11 protein-coding genes are annotated in these 13,304 nt (G+C 37.6%); 4 read left to right on the forward strand and 7 right to left on the reverse strand.

The genetic code is table 11. The features are described 5' to 3' along the window. Positions 1-9: 9 nt before the first annotated feature. Both G4P69_RS19750 and G4P69_RS19755 read left to right on the forward strand, forming a co-directional pair. A complete protein-coding gene (locus G4P69_RS19750; RefSeq protein ID WP_208339793.1) occupies positions 10-396 on the forward strand; it encodes a tautomerase family protein in 387 nt (128 codons plus the stop codon). Between the two features lie 155 nt (positions 397-551). Continuing rightward, the gene (locus G4P69_RS19755; RefSeq protein WP_243902189.1) at positions 552-1,343 is read left to right on the forward strand and encodes a hypothetical protein; all 792 of its coding nucleotides are present in this window, start codon (positions 552-554) and stop codon (positions 1,341-1,343) included. Between the two features lie 311 nt (positions 1,344-1,654). On the opposite strand, the gene G4P69_RS19760 is transcribed toward G4P69_RS19755, so the two are convergent. Further along, on the reverse strand, positions 1,655-2,026 hold the full coding sequence (locus tag G4P69_RS19760) for a hypothetical protein (RefSeq protein WP_208339792.1): 372 nt from the start codon (positions 2,024-2,026) through the stop codon (positions 1,655-1,657). A 154-nt stretch (positions 2,027-2,180) separates the two neighbouring features. Beyond that, positions 2,181-3,875, reverse strand: a complete 1,695-nt coding sequence (locus G4P69_RS19765; protein WP_208339791.1) for an ABC1 kinase family protein — start codon at positions 3,873-3,875, stop codon at positions 2,181-2,183. Between the two features lie 450 nt (positions 3,876-4,325). Here G4P69_RS19765 and G4P69_RS19770 point away from each other — a divergent pair, with 450 nt between their 5' ends. Together G4P69_RS19770 and G4P69_RS19775 are read left to right on the forward strand one after the other, a co-directional pair. After that, positions 4,326-5,414, forward strand: coding sequence for a hypothetical protein (locus G4P69_RS19770; protein WP_208339790.1), 1,089 nt, complete (start codon positions 4,326-4,328; stop codon positions 5,412-5,414). A 291-nt stretch (positions 5,415-5,705) separates the two neighbouring features. Next, the gene (locus tag G4P69_RS19775; RefSeq protein ID WP_243902188.1) at positions 5,706-5,996 is read left to right on the forward strand and encodes a M28 family metallopeptidase; all 291 of its coding nucleotides are present in this window, start codon (positions 5,706-5,708) and stop codon (positions 5,994-5,996) included. Between the two features lie 9 nt (positions 5,997-6,005). Here G4P69_RS19775 and glf read toward each other — a convergent pair whose 3' ends face one another. The 5 genes from glf to G4P69_RS19800 all read right to left on the reverse strand — a co-directional run bounded on the left by glf (position 6,006) and on the right by G4P69_RS19800 (position 13,297). Further along, positions 6,006-7,130 carry a UDP-galactopyranose mutase gene (gene glf / locus G4P69_RS19780; protein WP_208339789.1) on the reverse strand — a complete coding sequence of 375 codons (1,125 nt, stop codon included), beginning with the start codon at positions 7,128-7,130 and terminating at the stop codon, positions 6,006-6,008. A gap of 310 nt (positions 7,131-7,440) precedes the next feature. Further along, complete coding sequence (locus tag G4P69_RS19785) at positions 7,441-9,321, reverse strand: glycosyltransferase family 2 protein (RefSeq protein ID WP_208339788.1); 1,881 nt, start codon at positions 9,319-9,321, stop codon at positions 7,441-7,443. A 111-nt stretch (positions 9,322-9,432) separates the two neighbouring features. Continuing rightward, entirely contained in the window at positions 9,433-10,791 is a 1,359-nt protein-coding gene (locus G4P69_RS19790; protein ID WP_208339787.1) for a glycosyltransferase, read from the reverse strand. A 24-nt stretch (positions 10,792-10,815) separates the two neighbouring features. Further along, a complete protein-coding gene (locus tag G4P69_RS19795) occupies positions 10,816-12,018 on the reverse strand; it encodes a glycosyltransferase (RefSeq protein ID WP_208339786.1) in 1,203 nt (400 codons plus the stop codon). 76 nt (positions 12,019-12,094) lie between these two features. Then, positions 12,095-13,297, reverse strand: a complete 1,203-nt coding sequence (locus G4P69_RS19800) for a glycosyltransferase family 4 protein (RefSeq protein ID WP_208339785.1) — start codon at positions 13,295-13,297, stop codon at positions 12,095-12,097. Between the last annotated feature and the right edge of the window lie 7 nt (positions 13,298-13,304).

Below are 13,304 nucleotides of genomic sequence, written 5' to 3' on the forward strand. Positions count from 1 at the left end.
ATCTTCAGTATGGCACAAGTCAAAATTTATGCTCTCAAAGACCACCTTGAGCCGATCAAGCAGCAACTGTCTGATGTTATTCATTCCTGCGTGATGGAAGCACTACAGTACCCAGCAGATAAACGTGCGCACAGGTTTTTTCCGCTTCATCCAAGTGATTTTTTCTATCCGGCTGGACGGACTGAGCGTTACACTATCATTGAACTAAGTATGTTTGAAGGACGTAGTGTTGAGGCAAAAAAGCAGTTAATACGCTTATTGTTTGAGCGAGTTCAGTCACTTGGAATTTCAAAACAAGATTTGGAGATCACAATTTTTGAAACTCCAAAACATAATTGGGGTTTTCGAGGTTTACCTGGAGATGAACATCAGCTTAATTACAAAGTCGAAGTTTGACTTCAGTGCTACTCCCAACACAAGTGTAAAATTACCGATGTAATTTTTTCTCCCCTGGTTACCCTACCCCTAATACAGTAATAACTTGACGCTAGCTTGTCTGTGTGAGTAGATTTGTAAAATCCAGAGTACTTGCTAGCGTCTGTCTAAAATTAATGCAACAATTTATTAATCAAGAACCAAAAAATTATTGCTTCTGCACATTAGCTTTAGGAACAAGATATTGTCTTTTTGCGCAGGAATTAGCAAAAGATTTAGAAAAAAATTTCCCTGGTGTTGTTCTATTAGTTTACAGTGATGAGCCAGAACATTTTAGTAGTAACGCTAATGTTTTAGCTTATAAATACAAACAACAAGGTATTCTCACTTGTTTTAACGATAAACGTTTTGTGTTAGCCAAAGCGCTGTCGGACTTTAGTGCTGCAATTTTTATTGATGCAGATACAAGAATCTTAGACGGAGTCCCGAATGCGCTCAAATGGGCTCCAGGAATCACGACAAATCACTGTGAGAATTTGCTTGAACATGTAAATAAATATTCTCCAGAAAGGTTAGACTCTATAAGAAATGTAGCCTCAAAGTTAAATATATCTTTAGAGAATACTACCTATATTGGGGAATCTTTATTTGTTGTTGCTAAAGATCAAGGTAAAGAAATAGAGTTTTTCAATCTGTGGGGAAAGATTGGGCGTTACTTGGAATTAAAAGGTATTCACGCTGGGGAAGGGAATACTATAGGCTTAGCAGCAGCTAAAGTGGGGTGGACTATTAATAATGATAGTGATGCTTGGCAGGCAATTAAACAAGTCACTAAACACATAGATGCTTCTCTACTTAGCTATCAGCAAGCATTTTTGGATAAATGGAAAATGAGGTTTGCTTATCATTACCGTTTAAACTTCGCTAAATTAATGGCATTAAAAGATCTTAATTTTTTTTACAACTAGTCTGTTTCAAATTCCCTTATCGATAATAAAATTTAAAATCCATATCTACTGGTATAGGTGCCAGTATTAGCATATCTGCATCTATGAATATGCAGAAATTAAATATGGACAAAGCTTTGGCAATCACAAATCTTTTATCGTGGTAACATAAAATGCCCTGTTGTCGATGTCTAAAAGCTACAACATTAGCCTGTTGGCTAAAGTCATTAGGATTATCAGTTAAAACAACTTTAAAAATGTCAGGCTATTATCCTGCTCGTGTGCGATTGATGGCAGGCGAGCAAGATGTAAGTAAGGAGTTACAACTGACTTTAAAGATCTAGATTTAAAGAGCGCATTCCTTTACGTTCGACAAAAACTAGCATACTTTTTAACTGAAACCAAACTAATAAAGAAGTCAAAAGAGCAACAGGTAAACCAACTGCATATGCGAGTAAGGGCGGAAAACCAAATATTTCAAAACCAGAACACAGAAACAACCCGATACCAAGAGTTATTCCCAAGAATGGTATGAGTAATTGGGTACTTGACAAACGAGAACTAGAATTCTTTTCTGCGCCGTCTTTTTGCCATTTCTCCACAATTAATTTCAAGGTTCCGGCGAAAGCTACACCAGAGGTTAGTGCTGCAAATATTCCTATAGCTAGAAGAATATACGGTGGTTGTAAAGGATAATAGTACATGAAACTCTTGATTTTTATTTGTTAGTTGGTGAGAGGGGCTTGAAGAAGGAAGCCTTGCTGTAGGGGACTCGCCTAAGCCTTGCAGGGGGGAGTTTGTCTGACAGGAAGGAAATACTGAAGGGTTTTTAATTAGTGGTTATTGTAATAATAACCACTAATTATTTGACAGTTCTGGGATAAAACTAGCAGCGCTTTCTTTCGATAGATCTGTTAAAACGCTGATAGCTACGCTTAACAAACGGTTTGGTTTCAAGTCATCTTTAACCAAATCCCATAAGCGTTGAACTTCTGCAGTATGAAGCCTATCATCTTCGGTCAAAGCAAGTACCAACTGCCTCCAGAGAAATTTCCCTTCATTAGAAAGTAGATATTGCAAACCTAACTGTGCTGTGGGTAGCACGTCAAAGTTGCTATCGGTTCGAGCGATCGCGATCAAATTCTCTAAACGCTGCCACTGAAATTTACCATCTTTGAATAGCACATTGAGCAATCGTCGCCGCAATTCAGGCGATTCACCTGTGAGGAGACGCTTTGCTACATAGGGATAACTTACCTCAACGATTTTAAACTCTGGGTTGAGGCTAAGAGCGATACCTTCCTGTGTTACCAAAGAGCGAATAATTAAAGCAAATTGTGCTGGGACTCGAAAAGGATAATCATACATCAGTTCTGAGAACTGATCTGTAATCGTTTTGAAGTTGAAATCCCTGACATTTTTGCCGATCGCATTACCCAAAACCTTCTCTAGTGCTGGTACAATTGGGCGAATATCTGTGTCTGGTGTGAGAAAGCCTAAGCGTACAAAGTCTTCAGCGAGATCGCAGTAGTCTTTGTTGACTAAGTGTACAAGCGCATCTACCAGCGCTTCTTTTGTAGTTTCATCCAACTGGTCCATCATACCAAAATCAATATAAGCCATACGACCATCGGGCATGGCGAATAAATTGCCTGGATGGGGATCAGCATGGAAAAAACCATATTCCAATAGCTGTTTTAAACCTGAAGTCACACCAATCTGGATAATTGCTTCTGGATCTAAACCGGAGTGACGGATATTTTTTGTATCGGTAAGTTTGAAACCGTTAATCCACTCTAAGGTTAAAACATGATTACTGGTATAACTCCAATAAATCAATGGAACTTTGACACTGACATCGTCGCGGAAGTTGTGAGCAAATTTTTCCGCGTTGCGCGCTTCATGAATATAGTCAATTTCTTCAAATAACTTAGTGCCAAACTCATCCACAATTAGCGTCAGATCGTGACCGAGATTGAGCGGTAACCAAGGCGCTAGCCAACCAGCAGCCCAACGCAATAGGTAAAGATCTAGTGTTAATAGTGGACGTAAGTTAGGGCGTTGTACTTTCACTGCGACTTCTTCGCCGCTTCTGAGACGACCACGGTATACTTGACCCAAGCTAGCAGCAGCAACAGGAATCGGCGACAGATCGCTAAAAATTTCGTTGATGTTTTGGTTTAGTTCTGTTTCGATAATCTGATATGCGATGTGATTATCAAAAGCTGGTAACTGATCTTGTAGCTTTACAAGTTCTTCTAGGAAGTCTTTGCGTACTAAGTCTGGTCGTGTCGATAGAGCCTGACCTACTTTAATAAAAGTAGGTCCAAGACGAGTGAGCAACTGTCGTAGTTGGGTAGCGCGTTTCAACTTGTTCTGCTCGACTTGGTTTTGCCATTCGTCTAACTTGAGACTGAGGATAAACCAAGCAAAGCTCAAGATAATGATCAGTGCTCGCGTCCAAGCTAGCCAAGGACGATAGCTATAGTAACGAGCGATCGCTTCCGGGTCGTATTCTCGATTGTTGTGTTGTGTAAGGGTTTGCCAATTCACTCCCTTATTTACCTCATTTAGTTGCAGAAAAGGTCATGCTTTAAACCATCGCATAGCAGCCTTTAAGCTCTACAAATGCGACGCGTGGCATTTCCTTTGTTTTTTCGTGTAATTTAGTTAAAATTTACTAAACTTACTTTGTTATGGTTGTTCTTATTCTTTTATAATAGTACACAAAAGTATATATTGTTATTCAACAACCTAAATAGTTAATTTCGGTATTAGAACCAAGGCTTGGTGTAAATTATATCCGAAGGTATTAACAGCTTCCGAGAAACAAAAGTCAGCTAAACAAAAACTGTTAGCACTCAAGCCAAGTACAACTTTAGATATAAAAATTAGAATTCAATAAAGTTTTCGCTCATATCCTATTAGGTGATTAGTAAGCAATCTCTTCTGAGATAAGTTATACCTGCCAACACAATTACCACTATTAAAGTGGCTTTTTTCATGAGCATCTTTCCATTTTTACCAAACCGGAAGCGGCTATCTCAACTACTTATATTTGTGGTTGTTGTAGTCCTCACTATTGCTTTAGGCTCTTTTTCAACTCCTGCTAAAACACAAACGCGAGACAAGTTTACTTGGCCATTTGCATCTACATCAATTTGGAATATGCCTATTGGCTCGCGTGCGCGCTACATACCGGCACATATTGGAAAAGCAGCCCACTTTACAGCAGATTTGGAATACTTTTACAAACTGAAACAAGGCGATCCTTTACGTCAAGTTTTTGGTCCTGGTAACTGGGCTCAGGGACGTTGTACGGGTACTCAATCTATGGGAATTTCGCTACCAGTTCCAGATGATTTAATTGTTCCAGATGCAACGAACCATCCATACTATACACCTAACAACGCCTCAGCATTCTTAATGCCTGATGGTAAAACTTTAGTCCAGCTTTCACCTCTAGCTCGCTGTCAAAAAGGAGGTCCTCTCTACGGTTACCGTTATCCCGATATTGATATTTATAAAGATGGAAGAGGTGGGGCACATTTTGGTTCTGGTCTTTCTTCTATCGGTGGTTCTATTCGCAAGGGTGAACTTACCAATAACCAGCCTATTCGTCACGCATTAAAAGTATTGCTTTGGGGAGAAAGATACCTTTATTACTCAAAGTCTATTCCTGGATATCGTTGGCCTGCAAGCAACGCCGATAACGGCGCAGATAAACTTTACCATGGAAAAAATCCTGCTCTTGTTCAAGGGACTTTATTGGCTATTCCACCTAAGGTAACTCTTGCAAGTCTCAGATTACAAACATCAACAGCGAAAAAGCTGTTTTATGCTTTGCAAGATTACGGTGCTTATGTTGTTGATAGTGCTGCTCCAGAAACTCATTATTTAGCAGTGGAGAAAGGAGTTCCTGAGGAGTTCGGCAAAACCTTCGGCTATGGTTTTGACAGTACAAGTGGAAAGTTCTATCAAGATGTTATGAAGCTATTTTCAGCTGTTTATATTATTGAGAACAATGGACCAAAATCCATTGGTGGTGGTGGAACTCCGCGAAAACCACTTGCTCCACCTATTGGAAATTGAGTAATTCAATAGCGCTGCCGATTAACACTTTATTTGGCAGTCTGCATGAACTACCTACATTGTACCTTCAGGTTAGTATAGGCTTCTCTACATAATGAAGAAAAACTGAACAGCGAAGATGAGGCTAAAACTTTTAACATCCCATAGGGTAATATTGCTTATATTTTAAATGGACGAAATACATAAGGAAGCCGAGCAGGCCAAGTCAGAGAAGTTTTAGATAAAAAAATAGCAGATACAGAAGGTAATAAATTAATTGATCGCGCTAAACAAAATCCGCTTAATATTACTTTGAATGTAAATTGTTACCAGCAAGTTATAACAGGGCGTAACATCATTGCTCGTCTTGAAGGTGTTACCCAACCTAAGGTTATTTTAGGTGGTCATTACGACGCAGTAAGTGGTTCCCCTGGTGCCAACGATAATGCATCAGGTACGGCTGTTGTATTGGCAATAGCTCGTAGAATGGCTGGTACACCTCTCGCTCGCCAAACTTGGTTTGTTGCTTTTGATGGCGAAGAAGATGGGTTTAATAAGTCCTTAATTTCCAACCCTCTCCGCGTGGGGAGAAGGTCGGAATGACGGCAAATTTCACACCGTCGCTACTTCTTTCTCGAACAAGCTTAAAGCCCGTAATGCGGCTTGATCCATATCGTAGTACTTATACTCAGCTAAACGCCCAGCAAAGATGACGGAACCTTTGAGGTTTTGAACCTCTTTAAGGTAGAGGTCGTATCGCTCACGGTTTTCCTCTCGCGGAACTGGATAGTAAGGGTCGTTTTTACCTGGTAAATAGGCTTGGGGATACTCCATTACCAATGTAGTTTTAGGTAAAGTCTGTCCTGATAAATACTTTTGTTCGGTTATACGAGTAATATCGTATTCATTAGGATAGTTGACTGTGCCTACTTCCTGATAGGACTCTTGGTCTAGTGTTTCAAAATGAAAGCGGATACTGCGATAAGGTAGCTCACCATACATATAGTCAAAAAACGTATCAATCGGACCTGTGTAAACCATTCGATTGAATTTAATGTCGTTAATGACTTCGCGATAGTCCGCGTTTAAGAGCACTTTGATGTTAGGATGAGCGAGCATCCGACGAAACATTTCGGTGTAACCGTACTTTGGCATCGCTTGATACGGGTCTTGGAAGTAGCGATTGTCTCGGCTTATGTAAACTGGAACTCGCCCTGTTACTCCACGGTCAAGATCCTCTGGTTTTAGTTCCCACTGCTTGAGTGTGTAGCGGTGAAAAATGTTGTCATAGATATAGTTAGCTAAAAATTCTAGATCTCCACTAGCGCTTTCACGCAGTTTAAGAATTGGAACTTTGACTCCAAAACCAAAATGTTCTAGAAGCTGTTCTTCTAGTTTTTCTGCGTAGCGAGGAGGAAAAAGTGCGTAGAGTGAATTCAAATTGAATGGTATGGGAACCTTTTTCCCTTCTACTACACCAAGTACATGGTGAAAGTAGTGTCTCCACTCGGTAAATTGCGATAAGTAGTCCCAAATTTTTTTGGATTTGGTATGGAAAATATGGGGGCCATATTTATGTACTAAAATACCATGCTCGTTGTAGTAATCGTAGGCGTTACCACCAATGTGATCTCGCCGTTCTACAATAAGAACTCGTTGTGCTAGTTGACTCGCGATCCTTTCAGCTAGCACACAGGCTGAGTATCCTGCTCCAACAATTAACCAATCTACTTTCATTTATTTGCTAGTCCTTAGTTTGACATTAAACTTTAATTTAAGGATATTCAAAGTATTCCTTCCAAAATTCACTCGATGTAAAATATTTTGCAGCTTCTTTCCATTCTGCTGTTGATTTTGACCATCGCAATCTACCTTTAACAATAGATTTAATCCACGAAGATAAAATATCCATAACTGCCTCCTTATCTATTTCATTCAGATAAGAGTAAGGAATTTCTTCCTGTATAAAAATAATTCTTGTTTTAGCAAAAGGTCATGTTCTTCCTGTCCACGAATATGGGCAAAGTCTGTATATTGAGATTTATTGTTATTTCTGGTGTTCAAGGTAATACTTCCAAAATTCAATAGATGTTAAATCTTTGGCAGATTGTTTCCATTCTGTTGTTAATTTTGCCCATATCAATCTGCCTTTAATAATAGATTTAATCCAAGAATACAAAATATTCATAGCTGCTTTCTTGTCTATTTCGTTTTCATAAGATGAAGGAATGGGCTCCTGAACAAAAATAATTCTTTTTTTAGCAAATGCTTTACAAACAGAGTCACGTTCTTCGTGTCGATGAGTACGTAAAATTTGTGATTGAGATCCATCTTTAACCATTGCAATATATCGCTCTCGAATCATTGTACTCTCTTCACTAATCAGAGATTTGGGAAGAAAATGACCATTGAGTGTTACCAAGCTTAACAGTTTTTTAAATTTTCCAATTTTGGTAAATTGATAATCTTCTTTATTCAAGGTGTTAGAAGCTATTACAGTTTGACTTTTGTGACTTTTACTTTGTTGAACAATCTGGGAATGTAAAATTTCTGGGTCATTATTTCTAATAAAATTAGGCCCCTCTATGTAATGCTCAAAAGATTTAGCAAGCATTAGTGCTGAGTTATAATCAAATTTCAATAAGTTATATATAATACCGTGTGTTAAAGATTTAACTGCTCTAAAATACTTAGGTGAGCCGTGTATTGAATTTGAGATTAAGTGATTACGAAACCAATAGTAAACATCCCACACTGGTCTTTTCATATAAAAGGGTTCATGCCATACAGCTATCGATGGGAAAGCTACTATCCCATTCTCAAAATTTTGACTAATTCTTACTCCGAACTCTATGTCATCTACTTTGATGAAAAATGGTAGTGGTAATCCAATCTTTTCTACAACTTCTTTGGAGAAAGAGAAAAACCAGAATGCTCCGTAATCTATCTTGTCTTCTACTAGAAGAAAGTTAAGAGATGTCGTTTTTTTTAGCTCAAAATTATGTTTAAGAAGATGAATTGAAAATGGATGATACTGGAAGTTTCGTTCTTCGTTCAAATATGTATTATATAATGCTCCAGCTTCATACAAAATGTGTTTTTTGTATAGATCTAGCATACTACCAGCCACGGCAAAGTCCTGTTGTGCATATTCATATAAAGAAAACAGCCTGTAAATAGCTTCACTGTCTAACTCTATATCGTCATCCATAAACAAGAAGTGGGTATAAACGCCTTGCTCTAGCGCCGAAATCAATCCCCTTGTGAATCCTCCACTTCCCCCTACATTTCTATTAGAAATAAGCTGAACTCTTTCATCTAAAAATTCACTTTCATTAAGAGTTATACCATTGTCAACAACAAAGATATTAAACTTCTTGTTTTGTAAAAAACTGTCTTGTAATATGGTATGAACTGTATTTTTAATGTAGGCTTCTTTCTTGAATGTACAACTGATAATAGCTAAAGATACATCTCGCTGCTTTTCTTGGTCGGTTACCACTAATCCTTCTATAAACAAGCCTTGTAAACTTAAACAAGTTATTTCCAAATACATTCGACCTGCTTGTTCGTTTTCCTTGAGTTCTGGTAATACCACCTTTACATAATCTGATACCTGACAACCTTTTTCTGTTTGTTGATAAATCAGTTTTTTTTCACTTGCCTCATAGGTTTCCCGATAAGCACAAATTTCAAAATCACCCTCTAGCTTTAATAAATAGTACAGCGATTTCAGGCTTGTGTATTTGGTATAGAATTTTTCGTAGATTGAATTAAAGTAAGTGTTGAAAGATATTTTGCTACCTGAGTGCAAAATAATCTTGTTATTCCCTGCATAAAAATCTATTAATTTATCTGTCTCTAACTTTATACATACATCTGAAGCTTCTAATGTCTTAGGAAATTGAACTCTGCTTATTACTTGCATATCTTTGCTACCTTTTTTATGTGTTTATTTTTAAGATTTAGACTGCTATTTTTTATCTGCCTAAAACATGATAATGAGATGGCTAAACAACAATACAAACTGATTAAATGACTACAATAAAGACGTGACGTTGCTCAAATCCTCAGTTTCCTTAGTTTTCACTTTTTGAGTTCTCCTTGATCCTGGCTGCAAGTACTGGTGAATATAATCTATAAAAGGTTGATAAACTGCTTGAGGAGAAAGTTTTTCGGTTACGTATCTATAAGCTTGTTCCTCCATCCATTGGCGTTTACCTGGATTGGTTAAGAGCGTATGTATAGCTAGTGCGAAATCCTCAGATTGATCTGCTGTCAGCACAGTTTTGTCTACAATCTCATGCAATCCTTGAACACCGACACTGGTAGAAACACAAGCACGAGCATAAGACATCGCTTCTACAAGTTTAATCTTCAGCCCACTACCCGCAACCAAAGGAACCAGACAAACTTCGGCAGCACTGTATTCAGGCTTTAAATCCTCGACTCTACCTAAAAAACGAACATTGGGAAAAGTGCCTTGAATTAAGTCACATACACTACCACATACATGGAGGGTGCAATTGGGTATTAACCGTACAATAATTGGCCATACATTTTCAAGAAACCACTGTAAACCGTAGTAGTTGTGATCTGTCGCACTACCGACGAACAAGCAACGGCCAGCTATTTGCTTAACAGTGTGAGAATGACATACAGCAGATATAGGCATACGAATTACGTCACATTGAGGGACTAATTCCTTAAAGATATTTACGTCTTCTTGCTGGATGGCTAATAATAGTTGTGCTTTGCTTAAGGCTATAATTTCCTGTTCCACGCTCCAATATGACTCAAAAGTCGAAAAATTTAATTTTTTAAAGTGAGCAGATCTTTGGGAACGTACGTCATGTGTAAGTATGACTTTTAATACTTTTTCGTTTAGAAAATGCGAGCATAAGATATCGCTTAAAAAGGCGTAATTAACTACTACGACATCGGGTTTGAATTTAACAAAGCGTAAATTGGCAAAACTTATCTCTTCTAAGCTTGCTAAGGTGTCCCAAGGCTGAGAGGAAACCCCATATTTATATATAGGTTTTTCTTGTCGTCTATCTCTATAAGATCGATAAATATTCTTCAACATTTTTGGTAGCTGATTGTAAATCGGTCGCAGCAGCTCGGCTACCAAGTTAGATAAGGGATTAAACCTAACTAAAATACGACCTATCCTCAAGTTATCTTTAGCAGAAACATTCGCAAGTTCTGCAATTGCAGGCGGGATGATATACCAAGGAAATCTGCCGTTAGGTGAGGAATTAAGGAATACAAACTCGATTTTACAACCTGCCTTTCGTAAGTAACGCATGAAATCTAGAATATAAGTAGCGTTACCGATAGTATTTTCAATTGGAATGTCTCTGCTAACAATCTGAATTTTAATAGGGGTATTCATATATACTTTTTTGCTTCATTATAATTAGAATTCATGTTTGACAACGGATTGTGAGATTTTTGGGAAAGTATAACTCAACTTTTGTAAGATACTTAAAGTTTCTTGAACCATTCTATCTTCTGAGAATTCCTGGACACGTAATTTTGCATTGATACTCATTTGTTTCATTTTATCAGGGTGTTCTAGAGCCCAACGAAGAGCTTCCAGTAAATCACAACTGTCACCTATCTTGCATAACAAACCGTGTACTTTATCCTCAATGACTTCTGGAATAGAAGCTGCTTCTGTGGTGATAATTGGCAAATTGTTTGCCATTGATTCAAGCACTGCAAGTGGTAGTCCTTCAAAGTGAGTCGGAAATACAAAAAGGTCAGCAGACTTGAGCAATCTTGATACATCAGATCGATATCCTAGAAAAAAGACTTTATCTTCTACACCATATCTTCGAACCTGATTCACTAAATTTTCTTTTTCCTCGCCATCCCCCACCCAGATAAACCTTAAATCTGGAAAGTCTTTAATCAAATAAGGAATTGTTGGGATCAAGTCTTTATGGCCTTTTTGAGAATGCAAACGCCCAACTGTTAAAACAAGTATACTATTTTGAGGAACTCCAATTTCTTGGCGTAATTGATAACGTATATCGACAATTCCCTCTGATTTATTTTTGTTATCAACCTCCTTAGTGTTGACACCATTATAGATAAGAAGTACTTCGTTGGAGGGAATTCTAAATGATTCAGATACTAATCGACGATTGTATTCTGAGACTGCTGTCCACTGCTGATTTCTGGCTCTTGCCCAAGCATAAAGTTTCAATTTATGCTCAGAGAAGTAAGCACGATCCAAGAATAAATGAAACACAACCAATGTTGGTATTCTTAACCAGCCACACGCTAGTATACTGCCAAAACAGCAGTCAAATCCTGGAAGGTTTATTTGTACTACATCTGGCTGTATTTTAAACAAGAGAATAAGCGTTTTAAATAATTGCAAAATATATTTCAATGTCTTAAATCTATAATTATTAACTTCAGAAATATTTAAACTGTGATAATATACATCTTTCTCCTCAAAGGTTTGAACTAGTGTTGCTGTCGTCGTAATTTCTGGAAATGCTGCATGTACGTCCCAACCATTCTTTACTGCCGCCGATGCGATGGTTAATGCATATTCTTCCGTACCGCCACGTTGAGTAGATGGTAATATTATCAATAGTTTCGTCATTTTCAAATCCTGGAATTAGTTATACATGTTTGACCACAGTAGAATTTTGAAATAAGTAATTTCAGCTTAGATAAAGTTATCCACTGTAAGCACTTAAGCAACGTTGTGTTACTGCATCCCATGTAAATTCTTTCAACACTTTTTGCCTCCCTTCTTTACCCATATTTAATGCAATATTAGGATGATTTATTAAATAGTTAATTCTATCTTTTAATACATTTTTTTCATTGGGAGGCACTACAAAACCAGTAACTCCGTCCACAACTATTTCTGGCATACCTCCTACATTTGTACAGATAACTGGTGTTCCACACGCCATGCTTTCTAGCAACACTAATCCCAGTAGTTCTGGTGCTGGGTGTTTCATTCCATTCATATCTACATACACTGAAGGAAGTATTGTTACTGTCGCACTTAGATAACTAGAAACGATTTCATTATCAGTAGCATGAGTGATAAATCGTATTCGCTTATTACTTGCTAATTTTTTTAAGTGTGAAAAGTATATTTCATCGTAAATCCTACCAACGATGTCTAATGGTGTCTCCTGATCTACTGCTTCGATAAGATAATCAATTCCCTTATGTGGTAGTAAGCGTCCAACAAAGAGAATCTTTGTTTGTCGTTCAACACTGATTTGTGCATCTATAAATTCTTGAGCAACTCCGCCGTATATTGTCTCTGTTCTTTCAGTCAATGCTAAAGTTTTTGCAGAAAAGTCAGAGACAGTAAGGAATCTATCCACAAATTTATCTATTGGGAGTTGTTCACTAAAATTATTTGCCCATCCTCCGTGATCTGTCACAAATATGCGCTTTCCTAAAATTGCACTAATCAGAACGGTGAGATTAGTTAAAGTTGTTTTATATTGATGGCAATGTACTACATCAGCATTTACTAACTCCCAGAGATAAAATATAGAGTCAGGTAAAGTTCCAATTTTGCGGTATACTTCCACTCTCAGATTTTCTTGAATACAGCTATTTCTGGTTTCACCAAAGGTAATTAGTACAGTCTCAACATAATGAGCCATAGTCTGCGCTAAAGTAGTGGGATATCTTTCCCCACCACCGATGTATGAATGTTCACTAAAATATTTAGGCGAGATATGTACTACCTTACGTGGTTGATATTTACTAGTGTGAGATCTATTTTGCTGAAGGATTTGTGCTACTCGATGGAGTACTAAGATAAAATTCCAACGTATTAACAGGCGTAAGTGTGAGAAGAATTCTACTATAAAAGTTCTGAACATCTCTAAGTAATTTGAGTTTGCCATTCAAAAT

Source organism: Aetokthonos hydrillicola CCALA 1050 (assembly GCF_017591665.1).
GTDB lineage: Bacteria > Cyanobacteriota > Cyanobacteriia > Cyanobacteriales > Nostocaceae > Aetokthonos > Aetokthonos hydrillicola.

Bases quoted from the DNA above. Each gene is read 5' to 3' on its own strand.
- G4P69_RS19750 (WP_208339793.1), top strand. From the start codon at position 10: ATGGCACAAGTCAAAATTTATGCTCTCAAAGACCACCTTGAGCCGATC.
- G4P69_RS19800 (WP_208339785.1), bottom strand. From the start codon at position 13,297: ATGGCAAACTCAAATTACTTAGAGATGTTCAGAACTTTTATAGTAGAA.
- G4P69_RS19760 (WP_208339792.1), bottom strand. From the start codon at position 2,026: ATGTACTATTATCCTTTACAACCACCGTATATTCTTCTAGCTATAGGA.
- glf (WP_208339789.1), bottom strand. From the start codon at position 7,130: ATGAAAGTAGATTGGTTAATTGTTGGAGCAGGATACTCAGCCTGTGTG.
- G4P69_RS19785 (WP_208339788.1), bottom strand. From the start codon at position 9,321: ATGCAAGTAATAAGCAGAGTTCAATTTCCTAAGACATTAGAAGCTTCA.
- G4P69_RS19795 (WP_208339786.1), bottom strand. From the start codon at position 12,018: ATGACGAAACTATTGATAATATTACCATCTACTCAACGTGGCGGTACG.
- G4P69_RS19770 (WP_208339790.1), top strand. From the start codon at position 4,326: ATGAGCATCTTTCCATTTTTACCAAACCGGAAGCGGCTATCTCAACTA.
- G4P69_RS19790 (WP_208339787.1), bottom strand. From the start codon at position 10,791: ATGAATACCCCTATTAAAATTCAGATTGTTAGCAGAGACATTCCAATT.
- G4P69_RS19755 (WP_243902189.1), top strand. From the start codon at position 552: ATGCAACAATTTATTAATCAAGAACCAAAAAATTATTGCTTCTGCACA.